Here is a 24,552-nt window from a genome sequence, read left to right as displayed (position 1 = left end):
TGGTACTGCACTCGGGAGGGTGTGGGAGAGTAGGTCACCGCCGGACAATCTTTCAGGTAGGGCTTCGACACTTTGGCTGTCGGGGCCCTTCCTGCATTTGGAGGGGGTTCCACGCCTGCGGGTACGGAACCCCCTTTTTTTGCGTTGTGAAAGTTCTTGGGCTCAGTGGTTACTGGTTTGGCGCACGACAAAGGTGCCCCAGCCCAGGTACTGGCGCCCGTACTCCAGATGTGAGGTTCTTGAGCGGGACAGGAAGGTGCGTATCTCGGCGACCTCCGGGTCGAACGGGTTGTCGCGCAGCCAGTCGCTGAGTGTCCACCATTGGCTCGCCACGTATCTGTCCCAGTCGTCAGGACTGGCCAGAATCATTTCCAGGAGCTCGAACCCCGCCCTTTCGAAACGCCCTGCCGTGCCGGCCAGAGAGGTGAAGGTGTCCTCGGTCACGCCCAGGGAGGTGCGGGCCTCCGGCGGTGGCGGCGTGACCCAATAGCACTCGCCGACCAGGGCGATGCCGTCAGGGCGAAGCGGGCGGCGCATTATGTCGAGCGTGCCGGCCAGGCCGTCGCCGATCCAGGTCGCGCCGATGCAGGAGACGATGTCGTACGACTGTGGTTCGTCGGTGTACGAGGCGGCGTCTGCTTCGACGAAGCGGACTCGGTCGGCGACCTCTTGCTCGTGGGCGCGTGCCTGCGCGGCCTCCAGGAACACCTTGCTGATGTCGACGCCAACGCCCTGCGAGCCGTACTGGGCGGACCAGAGGGTGAGCATTTCGCCCTTGCCGCACGCCAGGTCGAGGTGGCGGGTGCGTGGGGTGATGCGGCAGATCTCGCCGAGTTGTCGCAGCTTGTTGTCGGTGAGCGGGTTGAGAATGCGATGGCGTGACTCGGCGATTTCGTGGAAGCGCAGGGACATGAGGTCAGTCTCGCGAATCTCCTGGCGCCGGGCGACTGGATATCCGGCGGGCGTCCGGCGCTCGCGTGCGCTGCGGCTTGCTAGGCTTGTGTCACCGGGCCACCCCACCACGGGTGGCCTTCGTCGCGTAAGGCCTTCGACAGGCGGCGACCAGCCACGGCGGGCCGCCGTACAGAGCAAGGGTCCGCTGAGTGAGCCAACGAAATGGACCTAGAAGTGAACAGAGATAGCGGATCGGACGGCGGACAGCGCAGTCGCGGCGACCACGAGGACGGGCGCTCCAGCGGCGGTGACAGGAGCGGCGGCGGCTACGGCTCCCGCGGGCGCGAGGAGCGCGGCTCCGGGAGCGACCGTCCGTCCCGCTCCGACGGTGGCGGGTCACGTCCGTTCAGTCGTGATGACCGCGGGCCACGGCGTGATGAAGGAGGGCGCGGCGACCAGGGGCCGCGCCGGGAGTACCCGCGTAGTGACGAGCGGCGTCCTTACCAGGATCGGAGTTCCGGTTCGCAGGGACGTGGTGAGCGGGGCGCAGGGCGTGATGACCGCGGTCCCCGCGCCGGAGGCGGGCAGCGTGATGACCGCGGGGGCGGCTACCGCTCCGACCGGGGCCCTCGTGCCGAGGGAGGTCCCGAGCGCCGGCCGTACCGTGATCGGGACGATCGCGGTGGGACTTCTGGCGGTGACCGTCGGCCGTTCCGCGATCGCGATGATCGTGGCCCTCGGGCTGAGGGCGGTGCCGAGCGTCGGCCGTTCCGGGATCGGGATGATCGTGGTCCCAGGCGTGAGGGTTTCGATCGTGGGCCGCGTGCGGAGGGTGCTGCTGGTGGGCGTCGCCCGTACCGTGGGGGCGACGATCGGGGTGGCTACCGTGGCCCTCGTGCCGAGGGTGGCGATCGTGGTCCTCGTCGTGAGGGTGGTGAGAGTCGGCCTCCGTTCCGTGCGCGGGACGATCGCGGCGGCACGTCGGGCGGTGAGCGCCGGCCGTTCCGGGACCGGGATGATCGTGGTCCCAGGAGTGAGGGCTCCGACCGGGGGCCGCGTAGCGACTATCGCTCCGATCGTGGTCCTCGTAGTGAGGGTGCCTCGGGTGGTGAGCGTCGGCCGTTCCGGGATCGTGACGATCGGGGGCCGCAGCGTGGGGGTGGTTTCCGCGACGATCGTGGGGGCTCCTCCGGTGGTGAGCGTCGGCCGTTCCGGGATCGGGATGATCGTGGTCCCAGGCGTGAGGGTTTCGATCGTGGGCCGCGTGCGGAGGGTGCTGCTGGTGAGCGTCGCCCGTACCGTGGGGGCGACGACCGGGGTGGCTACCGTGGCCCTCGTGCCGAGGGTGGCGATCGTGGTCCTCGTCGTGAGGATGGTGAGAGCCGGCCTCCGTTCCGCGCGCGGGACGATCGCGGAAGTTCGCCCGGTGGTGAGCGTCGGCCGTTCCGGGACCGGGACGACCGCGGTCCCAGGAGTGAAGGCTTCGACCGCGGATCTCGCGGCGAGGGCGGCTACCGCTCCGACAGGGGACCTCGTGCTGAGGGCGGCCCTGAGCGTCGGCCGTTCCGGGATCGTGACGACCGGGGGCCGCGTAGCGACTTCCGGTCCGATCGTGGTCCTCGTAGTGAGGGTGCCTCGGGTGGTGAGCGTCGACCGTACCGTGATCGCGATGATCGTGGGCCGCGCCGCGAGGGTGGCGAGAGTCGGCCTCCGTTCCGTGCGCGGGACGATCGAGGCGGTTCGTCCGGTGGTGAGCGCCGGCCGTTCCGGGATGACCGTGGTCCCCGCCGGGAAGGCGGATATCAGGGCAATGACCGGTCGCGGCCGTTCTCACGGGACTCACGTGATGAGCGTCCCGACAGTGGCACCCGCGCGAGGTACGGCAGGGACGACCGTGAGGCGGACGCCCCGCCGCGCGAGCCGCTGCCCGAGCTTGAGCCGGACATCACGGCTGACGAGCTCGACAAGGAAGTGCGCGAGGAGCTCCGGTCCCTGCCCAACGACCTGGCGGAGCTGGTCGGCCGGCACATGATCGCCGCCGAGCGGGCTCTGGAGCAGGACGATCCCGACAAGGCGTACGAGCACACCAAGGCGGCCCGTAGGTTCGCGGCGCGCATCGGCGTCGTACGTGAGGCCGCCGGTATCGTCGCCTACCGTGCGGGGCACTTCTCCGAGGCGCTGAGCGATCTGCGTGCCGCGCGGAGAATGACCGGTTCGGATGCTTATCTGCCGATCATGGCCGACTGCGAGCGGGGGATGGGCAGGCCAGAGCGCGCGCTCGACCTGGTCCGTTCGCCCGAGGCTGAGCGTCTTGACCGGGCAGGCCGTATCGAGCTGTCGATCGTCGAATCCGGCGCCCGGCGCGACCTGGGGCAGAATGACGCCGCCGTCATCACGCTCCAGCGCCTGCCCGAGCTGCGCGATCCGCAGCCGAAGCCCTGGTCCGCGCGGCTCGCGTTCGCTTACGCCGACGCGCTGGCCGAGGCCGGGCACCAGGAGGCGGCCACGGACTGGTTCGCCAGGGCGATGGCCTTCGACGAGGACGGTGAGACGGAGGCCGCCGAGCGGTACGCCGAGCTGACCGGTGCCGTCATCGAGGACGTCGAGGAGGAGTTCGACGACGACGATGACGTCGAGGATGCCGAGCTTTCGGTGTCCGAGGAGGATGGCGACCGCCTCGAAGGATCCGAGGCGGAGGAATCCGACGAGCTCGACGACGATCCGGAGGAAGCGGAGGCGGTTACGGAAGTCGCTGCCGCTCCGGCTGGGGAGTCGGGCAGCTCGGAGGCTGCCGATCGAGGCGATGTTCTGGACGAACCCAGGGGCGTGGAGCGGGGCGACGTTCTGGACGATCCGCGTGAAGCGGACCGGGACGACATTCAGGACGGGCTGAAGGAAGCCGCGTCCGGTGACCTCCCGGATGATGCCGATCTGGAAGACATTCAGGACGGATCCGCCGATGCCGGGTCCGGCGACCTTCTGGATGATGCCGAGCCCGACGATGTTCCGGATGGTCAGGCGGCCGCTGATTCCGGTGCTTCCCCTGCTGCGGAGCCGGAGAAGATCATGGAGCTCGGCGCTCCGAACATCACGCCGGCTTTCATCGAGCCGGACTTCGGTGACATCCTCGACCAGCCCGATGAAGGGCCTCAGGACACCCCGAAGCGCGATAATCGCGACAGTTAGGCCTTCATGCGGGTACGGCATCCGTACCCGCATGAAGAGTTACGGCGAGACGCGGTCGAGCCAGTGGAGGATGCCCGCGACGTTCGAAGGAGCGCCGCTGAGGAGTTCGAACTGCTCGGCCGTGCCGTCATCGGCGGTGAGCGCGCTGTAGCGCTCCTTGGTACGGTCGCGGACCATCGCGACGGCATGATCGAGGTCCATGCCCTCGGAATGGGCCTGGCGGGTCAGATCCACCCAGACGCGGAGTTCTTCCGCAGATCGTTCGAGCGTTTCACGTACGGCATCGACCGGTCCGTAGTGGCTGAACAGGAGCCGCTGCGGACCGAGCGCCTCGAACAGAGTGATCGAGTCGAGTGCCGTCTGCAGGTCGAAGTCCGGCGGAGGTGTCGCGGGGCGCAGATCGCCGGTCTCGGGCATGTAGACGCCTGCGGCGTCGCCGACGTAGAGGTCGCCGGTGGCGGAGTCGATCAGGCCCACATGGTGCTTGGCGTGGCCGGGCGAGTAATGGCTGCTCAGCGTCCTGCCGTTGCCGAGGTCGATGGCTCCGGTGTCGCCCAGCGCGACGATGCGCTCGGCTTCGGTGGGGGACAACTCGCCGAAGAGTGTGTCGAGACGATCTCCCCACACCATCCGGGCGCTGGCCATCAAACGGGACGGTTCGGCCAGGTGCCGTGCGCCCTTCTCATGTACGACCACCTGCGCGGACGGGAAGAATTTGGCGATATCGCCAACTCCGCCCGCATGGTCCAGGTGAATATGCGTGACGACCACCGTGGCGAGGTCCTCCGGCCCCACGCCCAGCGAGGCCAGCGCGTCGCGCACCACCGGCGCGGACGTCGAGGTCCCGGTCTCCACCAGGCAGGGGCGATCACCGAGGATCAGGTAGCCGGCGGTGATTCCGGTGTAGCCGGCCATCTTCGTGTCGATCTCATAGACGTCGCCGCCTAGGGCGGTGATGTTGTCCACAGGCACTCCCGAGCCGCGTCGGCTGTCCCCAGAACGGCATTCGAGCCGAACCGGCTTCCTCCTCATCGTAGAGAGTGATCTCCACCACGACATCAATGGGAGGACGACAGTGGACCGCAACGAGGTCTTGCTGGTGGGACGGCTGTCGGCAGCGGTCGAGGACCGGTGCCTGCCGAGCGGCGACATCATGACGAAGTGGCGCCTGCTGGTGCGCCGCCGCAGGCGCGGGCAGCGCGGCGGCGTCCACACCGACAGCATCCCCTGCGTCACCTTCGCCCCGGAGGCGGCCGATCTCGTCCGCAACCTCAAGCCCCGAGACGCCATGGAGATCACGGGCGCCTTCCGCTGCCGGGTCTACGGGCCGACGGGGGCGAAGATCTGGTGCTACGAGGTGGAGGTCAACACGGCCAGAGCGATCGATGCCGAGCCCTTGCCCCTGCTCCTGCCGGAGTCCTCGGCCGAACCTGATCCACCCGAGACGCTGCAGCCCCGGCCGGTGGCCTACCTCGCTGAGGCGAGTTGACGGCGAGGGCGCGTAGGGGTGCTCCAGTCGAGGACGTCGGTCGCAATTAGTTCACGCGGGCTCCCGGTCCTCGGCGTTGTGGAGTGGGTGCCCGGTTGGAAACGCCGGTCCCCGCCGATGAGGGCCGCGATCGTTGAGATCGCAAGGAGCACGAGCAGGGCGTCTGCCAAAGACTGCAACAGAGGTTGGCCAGACGGTGGCCGTCGCCGCTCCCACAGCAGCCAATCCACGGCCGCCGGCATGGCGTCCGGGCACTACGGCGAGTCGCGTCGCGATCCGGCCGGCGTAGGTCTTCTCCGTGTTGTACGCCGCGAGGCGAAGTGACGAATCTTGCGCCGTCTTCACGGCCGACGCGAGAAGCACGGCCTGTGCCCCGAACACCACCGCAGGGGCGTTCGCGCGCACGCTGTCGCACCGGTCGAAACCGTAGAGCCTTCTGCCCTGTCGTAGGTCACTGGACGGACCCCACCGGCGCCGGGATCTGCCGTGGGTCGCTGTATTTCTCCTTCGAGTCCGGGGCTGGCGTACTGGCGTGCTGGCGGCGCTGGTGAAACCGTACGGTTGCCATCGTTCGGGCGAACGCCTCCCTTGCTGGCAAGACCTTGTCTTGCCGTCAGCGCCAGAGAGAAGGCCGTCGAGCGCGTCGAGAGGACGGCACGGTGATGCAGGCTGCCGCCGACAACGCTGCGGCGCACCTTGGCATCGCGGCAATCCGGAAGGAGGCGCGTCCTGGTATCGCGGTGGTTCGGAAGGAGACGGTCGACATCTTCGCCCGTACGGTGAGGGATCTTCTGGTGCGGGCGGGAGAGTGCCGGCCGGCCCGGGTTGCGGAAGTCCGGAGCCCTTGCCGCACCAGAGGTCGGTGGGTCCCAGGCGGCAGGGCGGTGCATCGAAGCCGGTGGACTGAAGGGCGGTGGGCCGTGTGGTCGGGTCGAGCCTGCACAAATGGTCAGGCGTCGTGCGTCTCTGAGAAGGAGCCGGCTGAGCCCGAGAATGTCCACCGAGATTTGGCGGCGGATCATGGGGGGGGTGGGCGCCCTGTCAGTCTGAGCGTGGGCGTCCCCGTCTGAGTGCTCAGGCGCAACGCCGTGCGCGCTAGGCACCTGGGTGGGACAGCGGGTTACTTCGCTGTGGGTCTCTTGCCGGCGGTTCAGGCGTTGTTGATCCTCTGTGGTCGCTTGGTCGGCGGCTCGTGAGGTTGGCTTGGTCGTCAGCTGGTGGGCCGCTCGGTTGGTCAGCTGTCTGTGTGGTCGGTTCAGCCGTCTGGTTGGTTCAGTCGGTGGCGAAGGTGCGGAGGACTAGGCCTGTCCTGGGTTTTGGGCCGAAGGAGGTGGATTTGCGGGGGACTCGTTCACCGCCTGCCGCGACTGCCAGGACGTCGTCCATGGCCAAGGGTTTGAGGATGACGGCGGTGCCGCCCGTGGCGACGGCCAGTCCTGCGGCGGCTTGAGCGTCGTGGTGCACGATGCGTACGGTCTGTTCGTTGTCCTCCAGGCCCCAAACCTTCGGCAGTACGAACTCACTGAGTACGGAGGTGTTCAGCGAGTTCCATCGGTCGGAGTGGTCGGCGGGCATGGCCAGGGCGAGCTGTACGGGATCGGGGTTGGTGATGAGGTGGACGCCTCCCTCGCCGGTCAGCAGGAAGGCGGGCTCGCTGGCGGCGTCGAGGGCGGCCAAGCCCTGTTCGAGGTCCTCGTGATCGTGGACCCGCCATGATCCCTTCGCCCGTGCGACGGCCTCCTCCAGCGGGAGGTCGGGGATGACCCGGTGGATCGCCCGGAGGTTGGGCGCGTACGTGGTGGAGTCCACGAGCAGGGCGAGGCCGAAGTCCCAGGGGCTCGACTCGCGCCGGCTCGATCCGGGCATCCGGAGGGCTGTACGGGACTCTGCGTCCGGAGTGTCCGTACGGGACTCTGGGTTCTGAGTGCCCGTACGGGACTCTGCATCCAGAATGTCCGTACGGGGTTCAGGGTTCGGAGTGTCCTCACTGTGTGAGGTTGCGGTGCTGTGGGTGAGGTGTTGCTGGCGTTGGAGGACGCGGTACGTCGCGTACCTGTGGTGGCCGTCGGCGATGAGGGCCTGGCGGGGGTGCAGGTCGGCGTTGATGGCGTCGATCTCGGCCCGGTCGGTGATGGCCCAGAGGCGGTGGGTCAGGCCGTCTTCCGTATGGGCGGTGATGAGGGGTGGGCGGGTTGTGGCCACCTCGTCCACCAGGGTCGTGGCCGTGCCGTGGTCGCCGTCGTAGAGAAGGAAGATGGGTTCGAGGTTGGCCTGTGTGGTGCTCATGAGCGCGAGACGGTCCGTGATGGGGCCGGGGAGCACGTCCTCGTGCGGCAGGATGATGCGCTGCGCGGGGTCTGTCAGGCCCACATCCCCGATCAGTCCGCGCTGGAGGATGTCCTGGCCGCGCTGCTCGTAGACGTACAGGGCCGGGTGCTCGTCGCGGGCGAGCACCCCTGACTTCAGCCAGGCCAGCAAGGTGTTGCGGGCCTCGCTGTACCGGGACGGGGCGAAGCTTTGGGGGCTATTAGGGGACTTATGGGTATTTGTCTCGCTGGCTGGTCGAGGAGTGTCAGGGGACTGGGGCAGATGTTCGACGGGGGCGTCCGGTGCCGGCGGGGCGGGAAGGATGAGACGGACGACGTTGTTGGGATGGGAGTCCAGCAAGGTGTGGACGTCCCCGTCCGAAATCAGGTCGTACGGTGGGGAGGTCACCTTGGCGGGATCATCAACGGCGAAACGGACACCCCGGAACGGGCGTAGCACGAGCCCATCCGGAATCGGCAGTTCGGAAATCCCCATACCGGGCATGCTGCCATAAACCCTTGAGCCTTTCCGTAGTAGCCCCGACGCCACGACGGCGTCCGATTCCGCAGGAAATCGTCGTATGTCGAAGAAGGAGAGCTCACGTATGGTCCAGGGCGGAAACGTACACGATGACTCCTATGGGACCCCGGGCGGTGATGTCTACGACTGGTACCAGCGTGGGGTGAAGTTGTTGCAGGAAGGCAGTCCGGCTGCTGCCGCCGCGCTGCTGGAGCGGGCCGCCGATGCTGAGCCCGGCTCGCGCAGCATCCGGGAGGCGCTGGCCCGGGCGCAGTTCAACTCCCGGCAGTACGTCGAGGCGGCCAGCAGCTTTCGCCAGATCGTCGATGCGAACCCGGCGGAGGACTACGCCTATTTCGGGCTGGGTCTCTCGCTGTGGCGCACAGGTGACATCGAGGGGGCGCAGGAGCCGCTGGCCATCGCTGTGGCCATGCGGCCCGACGAGAACCACTACGTGTCGGCCTTGAAGAGTGTGCGGGCGACGCTTCGCGCGCGGCGGGAAATGTAGTACTGGGAGAGCTCGGGCAGCGGCCTGGTCGGGCGATGAGGGCGACTCTCCGGTGGGAACAACGCGCCCGGGGAGCGCTGCTCCCCGACCCGTCCAGGTTCGACCCGTCCAGGCTTGACCCGTCCGGGCCGGACCTGACCATGACCCGTCCAGGTTCGACCCGTCCAGGCTTGACCCGTCCAGGCCTGGCCGGCTCGATCCGACCAGGACCTGACAAGGGTCATTCTGACCCGTCCAGGCGAGACTCGACTTGGTCAGGCCCGCCCCGCTCGACCTGGTCTGGCCGGATCTGACGATGCCCGACTCGGCCCGTCGGATCATGCCCGACTCGGCCCGTCGGATCATGCCCGACTCGGCCCGTCCGGGCTGGCGTGGCCTCGCCCAGCCCAAGTTCGTCCGACCGGATGAGCCGAGTTCGGTCGGACTCCGGCTCGTCCGGCTCGGACGGTGCTTGGGCGCGGTCTGGGCCGGGGTGGCTGTCAGGATGGGGGCGGTGTGGGGTGGTCAGGAGTCGTTGCGGGTGGCGTTGGCCAGGATGGCGTCACGGTAGTAGGCCGCCAGGCCGGGGGCCGTCCGGTCGATGCTCGCCGTGAAGCGCGGGTCCGCGACGTACATCTCGCCGAGACCCCGGTGGATGTCGTACCCGCACGGATAGCACCACCGGGTGATGTGCGCCCGGTGCTCCTCCGCCAGGCTCATCGCCTGCTCGCCGGTCGCCGGGGCGCCGGTCCGCATCAGGACCGCCAGCCGGTCGGAGATGTCCGCCGCCTCGGCGGTGAAACGGGCCCAGTCCTGCTTGGTCATCGACTTGGTGCGGGCGGCCGACTCCTTCCACGCGTCGGTGCCGCCCCATCGCTCCTCAGCCTCGGCCGCGTACTCCTCCGGGCGGAAGTCACCGAAAAGCTCCGCTCTATCCTCGGTGGTGAGATTGAGTTCCATGGACATGGTCAGCCTCCTCTTAGGCGGGTTCGACGCCGAGGCTAGGGTCTGACGCGACGTGAGGGTCAACGGAATGAGGCGCGGTGCTGATCGACGGCTATGACACCCTGCTACTGGACCTGGACGGGGTCGTCTATCTGGGCGATCGGGCGGTGCCCGGGGCTCCATCGGCGTTGGAGGAGGCGCAGCGGCGTGGCGTGCGGCTGGCGTACGTGACGAACAACGCCTCGCGGACGCCGGCCGCCATCGCCGCGCACCTGCGCGCGCTGGGTGTGCCCGCGGGCAGCGCCGACGTCGTCACCTCGGCGCAGGCCGCGGCGCGGCTGGTCGCCGAGAGGGTTCCGGCGGGGTCGAACGTGCTGGTGGTGGGCGGGTCGGGGCTCCGGCTGGCCGTACGGGACCAGGGGCTCAGGCCGGTCAGCACGGCGACGGACTCGCCCGTGGCGGTGGTGCAGGGGTTCGCGCCCGGTCTGTCGTACGGGCTGCTCTCGGAGGGGGCGCTGGCCGTCCGGCAGGGGGCGCTGTTCGTGGCCTCCAACGGCGACAGCACGATGCCCACGGGGCGCGGGGAGCAGCCGGGCAACGGGTCCATGGTGCGGGTGATCGCCACGGCCACCGGGGTGGAGCCGGTTTACGCGGGTAAGCCCGATCCGCCGCTGCACCGCGAGTCGGTGATCCGTACGGGGGCGCGACGGCCGCTGGTGGTGGGGGATCGGCTCGACACCGACATCGAGGGCGCCGTGAACGCGGGCGTCGACGGGCTGGCGGTGCTCACGGGCGTCTGCACCCCGCTCGACCTGCTGACGGCGCCCGCCGCCCGCAGGCCGACGTACGTCGGCGAGGATCTGTCCGCGCTGCTGCTGCCCTACCCGGAGGTACGGCGCGGCGTCTGCGGAGGCTGGCGGGCCGGCTGGGTGAACGGCTCGCTGCGGCTGGAGGGCGACGGCAGCCGGATCGACGGGCTGCGCGCCGCCTGCGACGCGGCCTGGGAAGCGGCGGGGGCGGGGAGCGCCGAGGAGGACGCGGTCAAGCCGGTGCTCGACCGCATCACCTGATCAAGTCGAAGGCTCAGAGGAGGCGGCGCAACCGGAGGAGGTCGCCGAAGCTCGCGTCGATCTTCACCCGGCCGCCGAACAGCGCGCGGCCCAGGTCGAGCTCGCCGTCGACCAGCGAGATCAGGTCGTCGCTGCGGATGGTGATCTTGACGTCGGCGGGCTTGCCGCCGGCCGGCGCCTCCTCCACGAACGGGTCCAGCCCTCCGTGGTGCAGGCGGCCGTAGAAGACGACGCCGAGGTCGGACACCCTGCAGCTGACCGTACGCTCGACCACGTGCTTGGCCCGGTCCGCCTCGTCGATCTCGTCGAACTGGGCGACGAGCTTGACCAGTGCCGCCCGGCACTCCTCGACGCTTGCCATGATGCCTTCCCTTCTGCCTTCTTACGGTCCGTAGCGTTCCACATCGCGGTCACCCGTACGAACCTCCAACGACTGACACCCCTTCCGAGGTCCCGGACGCTCGTGCGAGGCGTTACCGTCGTGTCATGAGTGAGCTGCCAGAGGAGACCGGCGACGAGCGGGTCGACGCGGTCCTCGCCGGGCTGGCCCGCCTGGCCGAGTTGCCGGTGAGCGACCACGTGGCGGTCTTCGACGAGGCGTTCTCCGGGCTGGAGGCCACCCTCAGCGCCGTGGATGCCCAGTGAGCCGCAGGCTCCGGCTCGACAGCGAGCTGGTACGACGCGGCCTGGCCAGGTCGCGCGAGCAGGCCGCCCAGCTCATCGAGACGGGCCGGGTCAGCGTGGGAGGCAGGCGCGCGGCCAAGCCCGCGACCCAGGTGGACACCGCGTCGGCCATCGTCGTCGCGGAGTCCGCCGACGGGCCCGACTACGTCTCGCGTGGCGCGCACAAGCTGGTCGGGGCCCTGGACGCGTTCGCCGGGCTGTCGGTGGAGGGCCGCCGTTGCCTGGACGCGGGCGCGTCCACCGGCGGGTTCACCGACGTGCTGCTGCGCCGCGGAGCCGCGTGCGTGCTCGCCGTCGACGTCGGCTACGGCCAGCTCGCCTGGCCGCTGCGCAGCGACGAGCGGGTGACGGTGATGGAGCGGGTCAATGTGCGCGACCTCACGCCCGAGCTGGTCGGTGAGCCGCCGACGCTGATCGTCGGCGACCTGTCGTTCATCTCGCTGCGGCTCGTGCTGCCCGCCCTGGTGACGGTCGCGGCGTCGCGGGCGGACTTCGTGATGCTGGTGAAGCCCCAGTTCGAGGTGGGCAAGGAGCTGGTCGGAGCGGGCGGCGTGGTGCGCGACCCCGAGCTGCGCGCCGGCGCCGTGCGCGAGGCCGCCGCCAAGGCGCGGGAGCTGGGCCTGACCGTGCGCGGCGTCGTCGCCAGTCCGCTGCCCGGACCGGCCGGCAATGTGGAGTACCTTCTCTGGCTGGGCAAGGGTGAAGGCGAGCCGCCGGTCGCCGACCTCGAGACCGAGATCCGGCGGGCCGTGGCGGAAGGGCCGCAATGAACCGGACAGTGCTGGTCACCGCGCACACCGGACGGGAGGCCGCCATCGACAGCGCCCGCCTGGTGATCGACCGACTGCTTGAGGCGGGCATTCGGGTCAAGGTTCTCGACGTGGAGGCGGGTGACCTCGGCTGCCATGGCGCGGAGGTCGTGGTGGGCGAGCCCAGCGCCGTCAAGGACGCCGAGGTCATGATCGTGCTCGGCGGCGACGGGTCGCTGCTGCGTTCGGCCGAGCTCGCCAGGCCCACCGGCACCCCGCTGCTCGGCGTCAACCTCGGCCACGTAGGCTTCCTCGCCGAGGCCGAGGTCGCCGACCTGACCGACGCCGTCGACAACGTGGTCGCGGGCCGCTACGACGTCGAGGAGCGCATGACCATCGACGTGCTGGCCAGGCAGAACGGCCAGATCATCGCCGACACCTGGGCGCTGAACGAGATCACCGTGGAGAAGCAGGACCGCATGCTGGAGGTGGTGGCCGAGATCGACGGCCACCCGCTGTCCCGCTGGGGCTGCGACGGCGTGATCTGCGCGACTCCGACCGGCTCCACCGCCTACGCCTTCTCCGCCGGTGGTCCGGTGGTGTGGCCGGAGGTGGAGGCCATGCTGATGGTGCCGATCAGCGCGCACGCGCTGTTCGCCCGGCCGATGGTCGTCTCGCCGCGCTCCACGCTCGCCGTCGAGATCCTGCCCGACACGCCCGGAGGTGTGCTGTGGTGCGACGGCCGCCGGCGCTTCGACCTGCCGTCGGGCGCGCGGGTGGAGGTCCGGCGCGGCACCGAGCCGGTACGGCTGGCCCGCCTGCACGGTGTGGAGAGCACCGGCGCGCCGTTCACCGACAGGTTGGTCGCCAAGTTCGAACTACCCGTTCAGGGGTGGCGTGGAAGGGTGCGACCCTGAGTCAATTGAGGCGCGAGCGCGTAGGATCACATGCGCACAGGTGTTCGGAACACGCCTGAGAGGTTCGCCGAGCGCGTGATCATGAAACACGGAAGTGACGGGAGTGGGCAGTTGCGACCAAGGGTCGAGGAGGTCCGCATCCAGGGACTCGGCGTCATCGACGAGGCCGTGCTGGAGCTTTCGCCGGGCTTCAACGTGGTCACAGGCGAGACCGGTGCGGGCAAGACGATGGTCGTCACGGGGCTCGGGCTGCTGTTCGGCGGCCGGGCCGACCCCGCGCGCATCCGCCCGGGCGCCGACAAGGCCACCATCGAGGGCACGCTCATCATCGAGGGCGGCGGCCGCGTCGCCCAGCAGGTCGAGGACATCGGCGGCGAGGCGGAGGGCGGCGAGCTCATCATCTCCCGCACCGTCTCCGCCGAGGGCAGGTCCAGGGCCTGGCTCGGCGGCCGCACCGTGCCCGTCGGCACCCTGACCTACCTCGCCGACGACCTGGTCGCCGTGCACGGCCAGATGGACCAGCAGCGCCTGCTCCAGCCGGCCAGGCAGCGCGCCTCCCTTGACCGCTACGCCGGCAACGACCTGGTCAAGCCGCTGCGCGCCTACACGCAGGCCTACAAACGGCACAAGCAGGTCGCCGCGTTGCTCGACGAGCTCACCACCAGGGCCAGGGAGCGATCGCAGGAGGCCGACCTGCTCCGGTTCGGCCTGCGGGAGATCGAGAAGGTCGACCCCAAGGCGGGCGAGGACAAGGAGCTGCTCGGCGAGGAGGAGCGGCTCTCACACGCCGACGCCCTGCGCAGCGCCGCCACCACCGCCCACACGGCGCTGCTCGGCGACCCGATGGAGGCCACCGGCGGCGCGCACGACGTGATCTCGCTGCTGGGTGAGGCCCGCACGGCCGTCGAGGCGGTGCGCGACTTCGACACCCAGCTCGCCGACATGGCCGACAGGCTCGCCGAGGCCGGTTACCTCATCTCCGACGTGGCCACCGACCTGGCCGCCTACGCCGAGTCGATCGAGAGCGACCCCGCCCGGCTGGCCGCCGTACAGGAGCGGCGCTCGGTGCTGACCGGGCTCATCAGAAAGTACGGCGAGGACAGCGCCTCGGTCCTGGCCTGGGCGCAGGAGGCCGCCGGCCGGTTGACCGAGCTCGAGGGCGACGACGACCGCATCGGGGAGCTGACCCGCGAGCTCGAGGAGCTGACCGAGCGCCTGACCGAGCTGGCCGCCGAGCTCACCCGGATCCGGCAGGCGGCGGCCGAGCGGTTCGGCCAGGCCGTCACCGACGAGCTCACCGCCCTGGCCATGCCGCACGCCCGGGTGACCGTCCAGCTCTCCCAGGCGGCCGAGTTCGGCCCTGACGGCATCGACGAGGTGGAGCTGCGGATGGCCGCCCACCCCGCCGCGCCGCCGCTCCCGCTCAACAAGGGCGCCTCCGGCGGCGAGCTGAGCCGGGTCATGCTCGCGATCGAGGTGGTGTTCGCCGGCGCCGACCCGGTGCCCACGTTCGTGTTCGACGAGGTCGACGCCGGGGTCGGCGGCAAGGCCGCGGTCGAGATCGGGCGCCGGCTCGCCCGGCTGGCCCGCACCGCGCAGGTCATCGTCGTCACCCACCTGCCACAGGTCGCGGCCTTCGCCGACCAGCACCTGGTGGTGGAGAAGGCCGGCGACGGAAGCGTGGTGCGCAGTGGCGTCGTCACGCTCAATCACGAAGGTAGGGTCAAGGAGCTGTCACGCATGCTCGCCGGCCTGGAGGACTCCGAGCTGGGCAGGGCACACGCGGAGGAGCTGCTCGGTCTGGCCGCGAATGACCGGTGATCCTGCGTGACATAGCGGACACGCCCCGCAGTGCGTGGCCGCCTAAGTGTTTCCCTCTGGCAGGATGGTCTTGATGAAGGTTCCGGGTAACAAGATGCCGGGCCTCCGCGGGCGGAAGGTCAACGACCTTCCCGGTGTCACGGGTGTGGCGCGAATCGATCGGCGGACGAAGAGGCTCACCAAGCGCCTCAAGCCGGGGGAGATCGCGATCATTGACCACGTCGACGTGGACCGGGTCAGCGCGGAGGCGTTGGTGTCATGCGAGGCCGCGGGCGTGGTCAACGTCGCCGCGGGCATCAGCGGCCGCTACCCCAACCTCGGCCCGCAGATCATCATCGAGGCCGGCGTCCCGTTCGTCGACAACGCCAGCCAGGAGCTGTTCGAGCGGATCAAGGACGGCGACACCGTCCGGCTGCACGAAGGCGCCGTCTACCTCGGCGACGAGGTCGTCGGCAAGGGCGAGGCGCAGACCCCCGAAGCCGTCGAGGCCGCCATGGCCGAGGCCCGCGCCGGGCTGGCCGTGCAGATCGAGGCGTTCGCCGTCAACACGATGGAGTACGTCCGCGGCGAGGGCAAGCTGCTCATCGACGGGGTGGGCGTGCCGCCGATCCGCACCGTCATCGAGGGCCGGCACGCCCTCATCGTGGTGCGCGGCTACCACTACAAAGAAGACATCGCCACCCTGCGCCCCTACCTCAGGGAATACCGGCCGGTGCTCATCGGCGTCGACGGCGGCGCCGACGCGCTCCTGGAGGCCGGCTACCTGCCCGACGTGATCGTGGGCGATTTCGACTCCGTCTCCACCAAGGCGCTCACCTGCGGCGCCGAGCTCATCGTGCACGCCTACCGCGACGGCCGGGCACCAGGCCTGGAGCGGGTTCACCAGCTCGGCCGCGACGCCGTGATCTTCCCGTCGACCGGCACCAGCGAGGACATCGCGATGCTGCTGGCCGACGACAAGGGCGCCGAGCTCATCGTGGCCGTCGGCACCCACGGCACGCTGGAGGAGTTCCTCGACAAGGGCCGCTCCGGCATGGCCAGCACCTTCCTCACCCGCCTGCGCGTCGGCAGCAAGCTCGTCGACGCCAAGGGCGTGAGCATGCTCTACCGCAGCCGCATCTCCACCCCGCAGCTGCTGCTGCTGGCGATCACGGCGCTGATCACCATGGGGGTCGCCCTCGCACTGTCACCGCTCGGCCAGACCTGGCTGAACGGCCTGCAAGATTTCTGGAACTCCTTCATCTTCTGGTTGGTCGGGCTCTTCTCGTGATCGATTTCCGCTATCACCTGGTCTCCATCGTCGCCATCTTCCTGGCGCTGGCCGTGGGCATCGTCCTGGGCACCACGCTGCTGGAGGATCCCGCCATCAGGTCGGCCGAGGAGTTGACGCGCCAGCTCACCGCGGAGAAGCAGGAGCAGCGCGAACAGATCGACGAGGTGCTGGGCCAGAGCCAGGCCACCGACTCGTTCGTGACCACCCTCATGCCGAAGCTGGTCGAGGGCGAGCTCGCCGGGGAGCAGGTGCTGCTGGTGGAGGCGCCGGGCACCAACGCCGCCGTGCGCGAGGCCGAGCAGGAGGTGCTCACGGCGGCGGGCGCCCTGGTCACCGGCCGCCTGTCGCTGACCGAGCGGTTCTTCGACCCCAAGAGCGTGGGCGTGCTCGACGGCCTGGTCAATCAGCTCAAGCCCGCCGAGATGACGTTCGCCACGACGGCAGGCACCCACGACAAGGTCGCCACCCTGCTCGCCGCTACCGTCATGACCACCGACCAGGCCCAGGTGGGCGTCCCCAACGAGGCGACGGCGGCCGTGCTCACCGGCCTGGAGACGGGCGGGTTCCTCAACATCGACGGCGACCCGGACAAGCGGGCCACGGTCGCGGTGATGTTCGCGCCGGAGAATCCCTTCGAGGGTGAGGGCGCACCGGCTCAGGCAGCGGCCTTCACCACGCTCGCGGGCGGCCTGGACGCGGGCGGCAAGGGCCTGGTGATCGCCGGCGCCGACACCGCCGCCGCCCCCGGCGGAGTGATCACCGCGCTGCGGGAGGACGCCGAGCTCGCCAAGCGCGTCTCCACCGTCGACAGTGCCGATCTGCCCGCGGGCCGGATCGTGATCGTCTACGCTCTGCGGGAGCAAGTGAGCGGGGGCGCCGGGCAGTACGGCACCGGCCAGGGAGTCAGCGCGTTCCAGCCCGTGGAGCCGACTCCGACCCCGACCCCGACATCCACCGAGTCAGGGAGCTGACATGGCCCGTGGCCTGCTCTACGCCCTCGCCGGCGCCGCGCTCGGCGCCGCCGCGGCCCGCGCCGCCTACACCGCCTTCACCCGCGACAAGGACAAGGACACAGCCAAGGACACGGGCAGCCGCTGGGCCCGCAAGAACCACCGGGGTGAGCCCATCACGCTGCTGGAAGGCCCCGCCTTCGTGGCCGGTTCCGGCGTCGCCGCCGCGCTGGCGCCCGGGCTGCCGCCACGGGTGCGGCTGGCCGCCCTGCTCGCCGGGGCGGGCAGCGGGGCGCTCGGCGCCTACGACGACCTCTACGGGACGACCTCGTCCAAGGGCTTCAAGGGGCATCTGACGGCGCTCGCGCGCGGCGAGGTCACCAGCGGCGCCGTCAAGATCCTCGGGATCGGCGCGACCGGGCTCGGCGCCGCCGCCCTCGTCTCCCGCGGGCCGGTCGACACCGTGGTCAACGGCGCCGCCATCGCCGGCGCCGCCAACCTGGCCAACCTGTTCGACCTGCGCCCCGGCCGGGCCATCAAGGTCGGCCTGCTCACCGGCGGGCCGCTGCTCGTGGCCGCCGTCGTCCGTGACTCGCCGATGACGGCGGCGCTGGCCGCGGTGCCGCTGGGGGCCGCCGCCGCGCTGCTGCCGGAGGACCTCGGCGAGCAGGCCATGCTCGGCGACGCCGGAGCCAACGCCCTGGGCGCCCTGCTCGGCCTCGCCGCTGTGACCCAGCTCGGCCGGCCCGGCCGGCTGGTCCTGCTCGGCACCGTGGCGGCGCTCACCGCCGCCTCGGAGAAGGTCAGCTTCACCAAGGTCATCGCGGGCAACCGGGTGCTCAACCGGCTGGACATGCTGGGCCGCCGCCCCGTCGACCCCGTGTGAGGACCGTGCCCGCCGTCATCGGGCGAATGTCAGGAGGAGTGTGACGTCCCGGCTCGCTCGCGGCGTGGCGGGAGGCGCGCTGCTCATCGGGGCGATCACCGTCCTGGCCCGCGTCACGGGATTCGCCAAGCAGTACGCCCTCGCCCAGACCGTCGGCACCAACTGCCTCTCCTCGGCCTACTTCACGGCCAACCAGATCCCCAACATCGTCTTCGAGGTCGTCATCGGCGGGGCGCTGGCCGGGATGGTGGTGCCGGTGCTGGCCGGCTCGGCGGCCGGAGTCACCGAGCCCGGGTCGGGCCGCGACCGGGTGGGGCGGATCACCTCGGCGCTGCTGACCTGGGTGCTCGTGGTGCTCGTCCCCGTGGCCGTGCTCACCGCGCTGCTGGCGGGGCCGATCGTCGGCCTGTTCAGCGTCGACGGGTGCGAGGCGGCGGCGGTGGACGCCGTCGCGACCCGGATGCTGGTCGTCTTCGCGCCGCAGATCCCCCTGTACGGCGTGGCCGTCGTGCTCTACGGACTGCTCCAGTCGCACAACAGGTTCGCCGGGCCCGCCGTCGCGCCGCTCGTCTCCAGCATCGTGGTCATCGTCGGTTACCTGCTGTTCGTGCCGCTCAGCGAGGGCAATGCGGACCCCGGCCAGGTGCCACGGGCCGCCGAGCTCGCGCTGTCCGTGGGCACCAGCCTCGGCGTGCTGGCGCTCGTCCTCACCGTCATCGGCCCCACCGCCAGGCTGGGCGTGCGGTGGCGGCCCACGCTGCGCTTCCCCGAAGGGGTGGCCGCGCAGGTGCGCAGGCTCGCCCTGGCCGGGATCGCCGCGCTCATGGCGCAGCAGGCCGCCATGGTGGTCGTGCTGGCCCTGTCCAACAAGGTGATCGGTGAGGGGGCGCTCGCGGCCTACAACTACGCGTGGGCCATCTACCTGGTGCCTTACGCCGTGCTGGCCGTACCGATCGCCACCAGTGCGTTCCCCAGGCTGAGCGCGCAGGCGGAGGGGGGCGAGACGGAGGCGTTCTCGGCGCTCGCGGCGAGCACCACGCGCGCGGTCGTGCTGGTGTCGGGGGTGGCGGCCGGGGTGCTCGCCGCCGCGTCCGAGCCGGGCTCGGTGGTGTTCCTGGACAGCAGCCAGACCACGGTGTCGCCGGTCGAGCTGGCCCGGACGGTCGCACTGTTCGCGCCGGGGCTGATCGGTTACGGGCTCATCGCGCACCTGAGCCGGGTGCTGTACGCCCTCGGGCGGGGGCGGGCCGCCGCCGCCGGGACAGTGGTGGGGTGGGTGGTGGTGATGGTGGCGCAGACCGGGTTCGCGTTGGCGTTCCCCGCCGGGTGGCAGATCGCGGGGATGGCGCTGGGGATGACCGCCGGGATGACCGCCGGCGGGGGAGCGCTGCTGTTCTTCGTGGTGCGGGCGCGGGGCAGGTCCGCGATGGCCGGGCTGGGGCGGGCGGGAGCCGCCGCCGTCGCGGCCGGCGTGGCGGGGTTCGGGGCGGGGGCCGCCGTGGCCGAGGCGTTCGGGGCGACCGGGACGTGGGCGAACGTGGGGGCGACGCTGCTGGCCGCCGTGGTGGCGCTGGCCGTGGGAGTCGGGGTCGTGGTCCTGATGGACCGGGCCGACGCCAGGATGGTGGCCGGGGCGCTCGGCAGGCGCGAAGGCCCGTGAAGTGAGCTGCAGGTCGATGGGGGCGAGCAGGCCTCGTGAGGTCGGGCGAGGGGCTGGGCCGGGGGTCGGTGACGGTCGGTTGAGAGGGAGGAGTGGCTGTGCGGGTGGCATTCGTGCTGGGCACCACGTCCGGAGGCACCGGGCGGCATGTGCTGATGCTGGCCGGTGGCCTGGCGCGGCTCGGCCATCGCGTGGTGGTGGTGGGGCCGCGCAGCGTCGAGGAGCAGTTCGGGTTCGGCGCGGCGGGAGCCCGCTTCGCGGAGGTGCGGGTCTCCGATCGGCCGGATCCGGTCAACGACCTGCGCACGGTCGCGGCGATCAGACGCCTGACCAGGGGGGCCGAGGTGGTGCACGCCCACGGGCTGCGCGCCGGGGCGCTGGCCGCGCTGGCCGGGCTGGGCCGGCCGGTACGGCGGGGCGGGCCGAGGCTGGTCGTCACCCTGCACAACGCGCTCACCGCCGGCGGCGCCGTCGGGGCGGTCTACGGGGTGCTGGAACGGATCGTGGCGCGCCTGGCCGATCATGTCCTGGTCGTCTCGCCCGACCTGGGAGAGCGGATGAGCGCGCTCGGCGCCCGTGACGTGCGCCCGGCGGTGGTTCCCGCACCGGTGCCGCGCCCTGCCCGGCGCTCCCCGGCCGAGGTCCGGGCCGAGCTGGGGGCGGGGGAGCGGCCCATCGTGCTCACGATCGCCAGGCTCGCCCAGCAGAAAGGGCTCGAAAGCCTCCTGGACGCCGCCGCGGGCCCCTGGCCGGGCGGGCGGGAGCCGCTGTTCGTGATCGCCGGAGAAGGGCCGTCGCGGGCCGCGTTGCAGCGCAGGATCGACGACGAGAGGCTGCCCGTGCTCCTGCCGGGCAACCGGGACGACGTGCCCGACCTGCTCGCCGCCGCCACCGTGGCCGTCTGGGCCAGCAGGTGGGAGGGGCAGCCGCTGAGCCTCAGCGAGACGCTCATGGCCGGGCGGCCGGTGGTCGCGACGGCCGTCGGCGGGGTTCCCGAGCTCGTCGGTGACGCCGGCGTGCTCGTGCCCTACGGGGACGTGAACGCTCTGCGCATCGCCGTACAGGAGGTGATCGCGGACCCGGAGGCGGCGGCGCGGCTGGCCGCGGCGGCGGCGCGGCGCGGCGCGGAGTTGCCAGGGGAGGACGACGCCGTCAGGAGCGTCCTGGATGTCTACGAACGGTCAGATCGAAGCCCTGATTAGGTGAGCCATACGCGTTCTCGTATACTGCGTGCGTTAAGGGAGGGGAGTATCCCTTCGCGGCAGCCTCGTCATCACGGTGTAGTCCCGCTCCACGGGGCCCCCGGGGCTGCCGGTCCGCGTGTCAGGCGGGCGGGAGAGACCTCCGGCAATCCGTCGTGTATGCCGGAGGTAATACAAACGTGAGCGAACCATGGTGGGCTTGGGCTGTCGTCATCGGCGGCCTTCTGGTCGTCCTGGCGGTCGACCTGTGGATCGTCGATCGCGGCGAAGCCCGCGAGTTCTCGATGCGGCAGGCCGGTTACTGGGTCTCCTTCTACATCGCGCTGGCCGTGATCTTCGGGGTGATCCTCTGGGCGACATCGGGACCGGTGAAGGCCGGCGAGTTCTTCGCCGGATATATCACTGAATACAGTCTCAGCGTCGACAACCTGTTCGTCTTCTTCATCATCATGAGCCGGTTCGCCGTGCCGAAGGCCTACCAGCACAAGGTGCTTCTCGTCGGCATCCTGCTCGCCCTGGTCATGCGCGGCATCTTCATCGCGGTCGGCGCCGCCGCCCTCGAGCGGTTCAGCGGGCTGTTCTACATTTTCGGCGCCTTCCTGATCTACACGGCGATCAACATCATCCGCCAGCACCGCAAGGGTGAAGAGGAACAGGTCAACGAGAACCTGTTGCTCCGCTGGGCGCGCAGGACCTTCCCCACCACGGAGACCTTCGTCGGCTCCAAGATCACGGTCAAGATCGACGGCAAGCGCATGGTCACCCCCATGCTGATCGTCATGATCGCCATCGGCAGCACCGACCTGCTGTTCGCGCTCGACTCGATCCCGGCCATCTTCGGGCTCACCACGGATCCGTTCATCGTCTTCACCGCCAACGCGTTCGCCCTGATGGGACTGCGTCAGCTGTACTTCCTGCTGGGCGGGCTGCTGCAGCGACTCGTGTACATCAGCTACGGTTTGGCGTTCATCCTGGGGTTCATTGGGGTTAAGCTCGTATTGGAAGCTCTGCACGCCAGTGGGGTTTCCTGGGCACCGCAGATCCCCATCTGGGTGTCGCTCACGGTCATCGGCGTCACCATGGTCGTCACAACAGTGGCGAGCCTGGTCAAGTCCCGCATCGACGTGCGCAAGAGCGAGCAAACCCAATCGGAGCAGGTCTAGCGGAATGGCTTTCGAGGCGCTTTGCTTGTGTAGTTGCGTCGTGTCATAGTTGCGTGTTCTGTAACATCACGGCAAAGCGCCTCAGTCCTAGTCACCACCGAAGGTTGTACGTGTCAGTCGATTCTGCTAAGTCGGGCCGCGTAAGGCTCGCACGCGGGGTCTCCCCGTGGCTCTTCCCGACGGTGGCCACGGCGGCCGCCACCGCGCTTCTGACGCGACGGGACCGCCGGTGGGCGCTCGCGGCAGTGCCGCTGGGCGCGTTGACCGGCGCGATGCTCTGGTTCTTCCGCGACCCCGACCGCAACGCGGGCGAGGGCCGGATCCTGTCTCCCGCCGACGGCGTCGTGCAGAGCGTCGACCCCTGGCCGGACGGCCGCACCCGGGTCGCGATCTTCATGAGCCCGCTGAACGTTCACGTCAACCGTGCCCCTCTTGCGGGAAATGTCGCCTCCGTGCAGCATGTGCCAGGTGGGTTCGTGCCGGCTTTCAACAAGGACAGCGACCAGAACGAACGCGTGGTGTGGCATTTCGAGACCGCGCTCGGCGACATCGAGATGGTGCAGATCGCGGGCGCGGTGGCGCGCAGGATCGTGCCGTACGTGAGCGCCGGAGCGAAGGTCGCGCGCGCCGAGCGGATCGGGCTCATCAGGTTCGGTTCGAGGGTCGACATCTACCTTCCCGAAGGGATCTCTCCCGCGGTCTCCGTGGGCGAGAAGACGGTTGCGGGGGTGACCAGAATTGACCACGGCTGACGCCGGCGGTTGGCAGGTCGAAGAGGAAGAACCTCGGGGCCCTGTCGGAAAGGCGTTCCGCCTGTCCGCTGCGGACTCCCTGTCTCTGGGCAACGCTCTGTGCGGATTTCTCGCCGTATGCGTGCTGGCCGCCTCGGCGATCGAGGCACTCCAGACGGACGGCAAGTTCACGCCCGCGCCCAGTTACTTCGCCACGGCGGTGGTGCTGCTGCTCATCGGCGCCACCTGTGACCTGTTCGACGGCCTGGTCGCGCGGCGCTTCCGCGCTTCCGCCATGGGTGCCGAGCTCGACAACCTCGCCGACGTCATCAGCTTCGGGTTCGCGCCCGCGTTCATGATCGTGATCTGGGGTGGGTTCACCAACGAGGTGCCCTTCGCGGCGGCGGTGGGCGCCGCCGCGGCCGTGCTCGTCGCCGGTGTCGTGCGTCTGGCGCGGTTCGCCTGCGTCAAGACCAAGAGCGGCGACTTCATGGGCCTGCCCATCCCGATGGGCGCGATGACCGTGATCTCGATCGTGCTGCTGTTCGAGCCGAGCTTCTGGTCGCTGCTGGCCGTGCTGGGCGTGGCCTGGCTGATGGTCAGCCGGATCGAGTACCCCAAGCCGAAGGGGCAGCTCGCGGCCGTGGTCCTCGCATGGATCATGGTGAACGTGGCGTTCCTCACCTTCTGGGTCGCCTGGCCCGAGGGTGGCGACCTGCCCATCAAGATCGGCGCGACGATGCAGATCGCGCTGGTCGCCGCCATCCCGCTGCGTGTGCTCTTCTACAAGCGCGAACTCCGCAGGGAGGCCGAGCGCATCGGCTCCTGAGCCGGGCGGGGCACCTCAGCCGGGCTGTGACGTGGATGGCATCGCGATGGGCGGGATTTTCGCGGTGCCATCGGATTTGATGGAGGCATGCCGGCCACGCCTCGCGAGCACACGCGTACGTACTTCCTCGGCAGACTGGCCGTGGAGCTGGAGCAGCACGGACTGACCGCGACCCTGCGCGCCGACCCGCCCGCGCTGCGGGTCAGCGATCCCGACGACACGGCGCTGCTCGCCGAGACCGTCGACTGTGTGCCCCTGCCGGAGGGGTGGTTCTACCGGTGGTCGTGGGGGGATCTGGTGGGGGCGGCCGACGATCCCGCGCTGGCCGCCGCCCGGATCGTACGCGTGCTGGCCCGCCGCTGACCGTCACCATCACGCGAGCATGGCGGCTGGCGACGGCCCTCTTGCCGCGCCTTCTCCCAGGGGTTTCCCTCTCGCGGGACTTCCCGCCGCAGCGACTCCGTCGCGTAGCAGCAGGATCTTCACGGCCAGCCGGGTTCAGCCACCCGCCGTCCAAGGCTGGGGGCCTCCAGGGAAACGCCCGCTGACCCGCACATGGCGGGCCGCCGCGACGGCGCGTACAGGCACCATCGACGTGGTTCCACGGCGGCCAGGGCGTACGTGACCTGTTGCAGTTGCGGCGGTCGGCGTGCCGGGCCTGTTGGGCTCGTGGCGCGGGCCTGCTCCTGGGCCGGTGGGCGTTGTGTTGCGCGGTGGTTCGGGGGGGGGGGGGGGGGGGGGGGGGGGGGGGGGGGGGGGGGGGGCGGCGGGGGGGGGGGGGGGGGGGCGT

Annotated in this window: 23 protein-coding genes; 18 read left to right on the top strand and 5 right to left on the bottom strand. The window is 70.3% G+C overall.

All coding sequences use genetic code 11. The features are described from left to right. Window positions 1-162: 162 nt before the first annotated feature. Window positions 163-912 carry an SAM-dependent methyltransferase gene (locus ACIBQX_RS38560; RefSeq protein WP_397013474.1) on the bottom strand — a complete coding sequence of 250 codons (750 nt, stop codon included), beginning with the start codon at window positions 910-912 and terminating at the stop codon, window positions 163-165. Window positions 913-1,309: 397 nt separating this feature from the next. Here ACIBQX_RS38560 and ACIBQX_RS38555 point away from each other — a divergent pair, with 397 nt between their 5' ends. Together ACIBQX_RS38555 and ACIBQX_RS38550 are read left to right on the top strand one after the other, a co-directional pair. Next, the gene (locus tag ACIBQX_RS38555) at window positions 1,310-2,926 is read left to right on the top strand and encodes a hypothetical protein (RefSeq protein ID WP_397013473.1); all 1,617 of its coding nucleotides are present in this window, start codon (window positions 1,310-1,312) and stop codon (window positions 2,924-2,926) included. Beyond that, window positions 2,866-4,080, top strand: a complete 1,215-nt coding sequence (locus ACIBQX_RS38550; protein ID WP_397013472.1) for a hypothetical protein — start codon at window positions 2,866-2,868, stop codon at window positions 4,078-4,080. Before ACIBQX_RS38555 ends, ACIBQX_RS38550 begins: the two co-directional genes overlap by 61 nt. 39 nt (window positions 4,081-4,119) lie before the next feature. On the opposite strand, the gene ACIBQX_RS38545 is transcribed toward ACIBQX_RS38550, so the two are convergent. Continuing rightward, window positions 4,120-5,046, bottom strand: coding sequence for an MBL fold metallo-hydrolase (locus ACIBQX_RS38545; RefSeq protein WP_397013470.1), 927 nt, complete (start codon window positions 5,044-5,046; stop codon window positions 4,120-4,122). A gap of 109 nt (window positions 5,047-5,155) precedes the next feature. Between ACIBQX_RS38545 and ACIBQX_RS38540 the strand changes: the two genes are divergently transcribed. Next, window positions 5,156-5,569, top strand: a complete 414-nt coding sequence (locus ACIBQX_RS38540; RefSeq protein WP_397013469.1) for a single-stranded DNA-binding protein — start codon at window positions 5,156-5,158, stop codon at window positions 5,567-5,569. Between the two features lie 1,272 nt (window positions 5,570-6,841). On the opposite strand, the gene ACIBQX_RS38535 is transcribed toward ACIBQX_RS38540, so the two are convergent. Next, window positions 6,842-8,371: a DUF1015 family protein gene (locus ACIBQX_RS38535; RefSeq protein WP_397013468.1), complete on the bottom strand. Its 1,530-nt coding sequence runs from the start codon at window positions 8,369-8,371 to the stop codon at window positions 6,842-6,844. A gap of 109 nt (window positions 8,372-8,480) precedes the next feature. On the opposite strand from ACIBQX_RS38535, the gene ACIBQX_RS38530 reads away from it, so the two are divergent. Continuing rightward, window positions 8,481-8,903: a tetratricopeptide repeat protein gene (locus ACIBQX_RS38530; RefSeq protein WP_397013488.1), complete on the top strand. Its 423-nt coding sequence runs from the start codon at window positions 8,481-8,483 to the stop codon at window positions 8,901-8,903. A 504-nt stretch (window positions 8,904-9,407) separates the two neighbouring features. Here the strand turns inward: ACIBQX_RS38530 and ACIBQX_RS38525 are convergent. Beyond that, complete coding sequence (locus ACIBQX_RS38525) at window positions 9,408-9,848, bottom strand: TipAS antibiotic-recognition domain-containing protein (RefSeq protein ID WP_397013466.1); 441 nt, start codon at window positions 9,846-9,848, stop codon at window positions 9,408-9,410. A 77-nt stretch (window positions 9,849-9,925) separates the two neighbouring features. On the opposite strand from ACIBQX_RS38525, the gene ACIBQX_RS38520 reads away from it, so the two are divergent. Next, window positions 9,926-10,897 carry an HAD-IIA family hydrolase gene (locus tag ACIBQX_RS38520; protein WP_397013465.1) on the top strand — a complete coding sequence of 324 codons (972 nt, stop codon included), beginning with the start codon at window positions 9,926-9,928 and terminating at the stop codon, window positions 10,895-10,897. 13 nt (window positions 10,898-10,910) lie between these two features. Here the strand turns inward: ACIBQX_RS38520 and ACIBQX_RS38515 are convergent, their stop codons facing one another. Continuing rightward, complete coding sequence (locus ACIBQX_RS38515; protein ID WP_397013463.1) at window positions 10,911-11,258, bottom strand: SCP2 sterol-binding domain-containing protein; 348 nt, start codon at window positions 11,256-11,258, stop codon at window positions 10,911-10,913. A 125-nt stretch (window positions 11,259-11,383) separates the two neighbouring features. Between ACIBQX_RS38515 and ACIBQX_RS38510 the strand changes: the two genes are divergently transcribed. The 13 genes from ACIBQX_RS38510 to ACIBQX_RS38450 all read left to right on the top strand — a co-directional run bounded on the left by ACIBQX_RS38510 (window position 11,384) and on the right by ACIBQX_RS38450 (window position 24,125). Then, a complete protein-coding gene (locus ACIBQX_RS38510) occupies window positions 11,384-11,542 on the top strand; it encodes a hypothetical protein (RefSeq protein ID WP_397013461.1) in 159 nt (52 codons plus the stop codon). Further along, a complete protein-coding gene (locus ACIBQX_RS38505; RefSeq protein ID WP_397013460.1) occupies window positions 11,539-12,351 on the top strand; it encodes a TlyA family RNA methyltransferase in 813 nt (270 codons plus the stop codon). Before ACIBQX_RS38510 ends, ACIBQX_RS38505 begins: the two co-directional genes overlap by 4 nt. Beyond that, window positions 12,348-13,247, top strand: a complete 900-nt coding sequence (locus ACIBQX_RS38500; RefSeq protein ID WP_397013458.1) for an NAD kinase — start codon at window positions 12,348-12,350, stop codon at window positions 13,245-13,247. Before ACIBQX_RS38505 ends, ACIBQX_RS38500 begins: the two co-directional genes overlap by 4 nt. Window positions 13,248-13,328: 81 nt before the next feature. After that, window positions 13,329-15,068, top strand: coding sequence for a DNA repair protein RecN (recN, locus tag ACIBQX_RS38495; protein ID WP_397013456.1), 1,740 nt, complete (start codon window positions 13,329-13,331; stop codon window positions 15,066-15,068). Window positions 15,069-15,141: 73 nt separating this feature from the next. Continuing rightward, on the top strand, window positions 15,142-16,338 hold the full coding sequence (gene steA / locus ACIBQX_RS38490) for a putative cytokinetic ring protein SteA (RefSeq protein WP_397013454.1): 1,197 nt from the start codon (window positions 15,142-15,144) through the stop codon (window positions 16,336-16,338). Beyond that, on the top strand, window positions 16,335-17,312 hold the full coding sequence (locus ACIBQX_RS38485) for a copper transporter (RefSeq protein ID WP_397013452.1): 978 nt from the start codon (window positions 16,335-16,337) through the stop codon (window positions 17,310-17,312). The genes steA and ACIBQX_RS38485 overlap by 4 nt, the downstream gene beginning before the upstream one ends. Before the next feature lies 1 nt (window position 17,313). Next, entirely contained in the window at window positions 17,314-18,177 is an 864-nt protein-coding gene (locus ACIBQX_RS38480) for a hypothetical protein (RefSeq protein WP_397013450.1), read from the top strand. 40 nt (window positions 18,178-18,217) lie between these two features. Continuing rightward, complete coding sequence (gene murJ / locus ACIBQX_RS38475) at window positions 18,218-19,837, top strand: murein biosynthesis integral membrane protein MurJ (RefSeq protein ID WP_397013448.1); 1,620 nt, start codon at window positions 18,218-18,220, stop codon at window positions 19,835-19,837. Window positions 19,838-19,935: 98 nt separating this feature from the next. Further along, complete coding sequence (locus ACIBQX_RS38470) at window positions 19,936-21,039, top strand: glycosyltransferase family 4 protein (RefSeq protein WP_397013446.1); 1,104 nt, start codon at window positions 19,936-19,938, stop codon at window positions 21,037-21,039. A gap of 179 nt (window positions 21,040-21,218) precedes the next feature. Continuing rightward, entirely contained in the window at window positions 21,219-22,202 is a 984-nt protein-coding gene (locus ACIBQX_RS38465) for a TerC family protein (RefSeq protein ID WP_397013444.1), read from the top strand. Between the two features lie 110 nt (window positions 22,203-22,312). After that, on the top strand, window positions 22,313-22,954 hold the full coding sequence (locus ACIBQX_RS38460) for a phosphatidylserine decarboxylase (RefSeq protein ID WP_397013442.1): 642 nt from the start codon (window positions 22,313-22,315) through the stop codon (window positions 22,952-22,954). After that, window positions 22,941-23,762: a CDP-diacylglycerol--serine O-phosphatidyltransferase gene (gene pssA / locus ACIBQX_RS38455; protein WP_397013440.1), complete on the top strand. Its 822-nt coding sequence runs from the start codon at window positions 22,941-22,943 to the stop codon at window positions 23,760-23,762. Before ACIBQX_RS38460 ends, pssA begins: the two co-directional genes overlap by 14 nt. An 87-nt stretch (window positions 23,763-23,849) precedes the next feature. After that, a complete protein-coding gene (locus ACIBQX_RS38450) occupies window positions 23,850-24,125 on the top strand; it encodes a hypothetical protein (RefSeq protein WP_397013439.1) in 276 nt (91 codons plus the stop codon). Window positions 24,126-24,552: the final 427 nt, after the last annotated feature.

Origin of the sequence: Nonomuraea sp. NPDC049714 (genome assembly GCF_044465295.1) — a bacterium.
Taxonomy (GTDB): domain Bacteria; phylum Actinomycetota; class Actinomycetes; order Streptosporangiales; family Streptosporangiaceae; genus Nonomuraea.
This window is presented reverse-complemented; position numbering and strand designations above follow the sequence as displayed.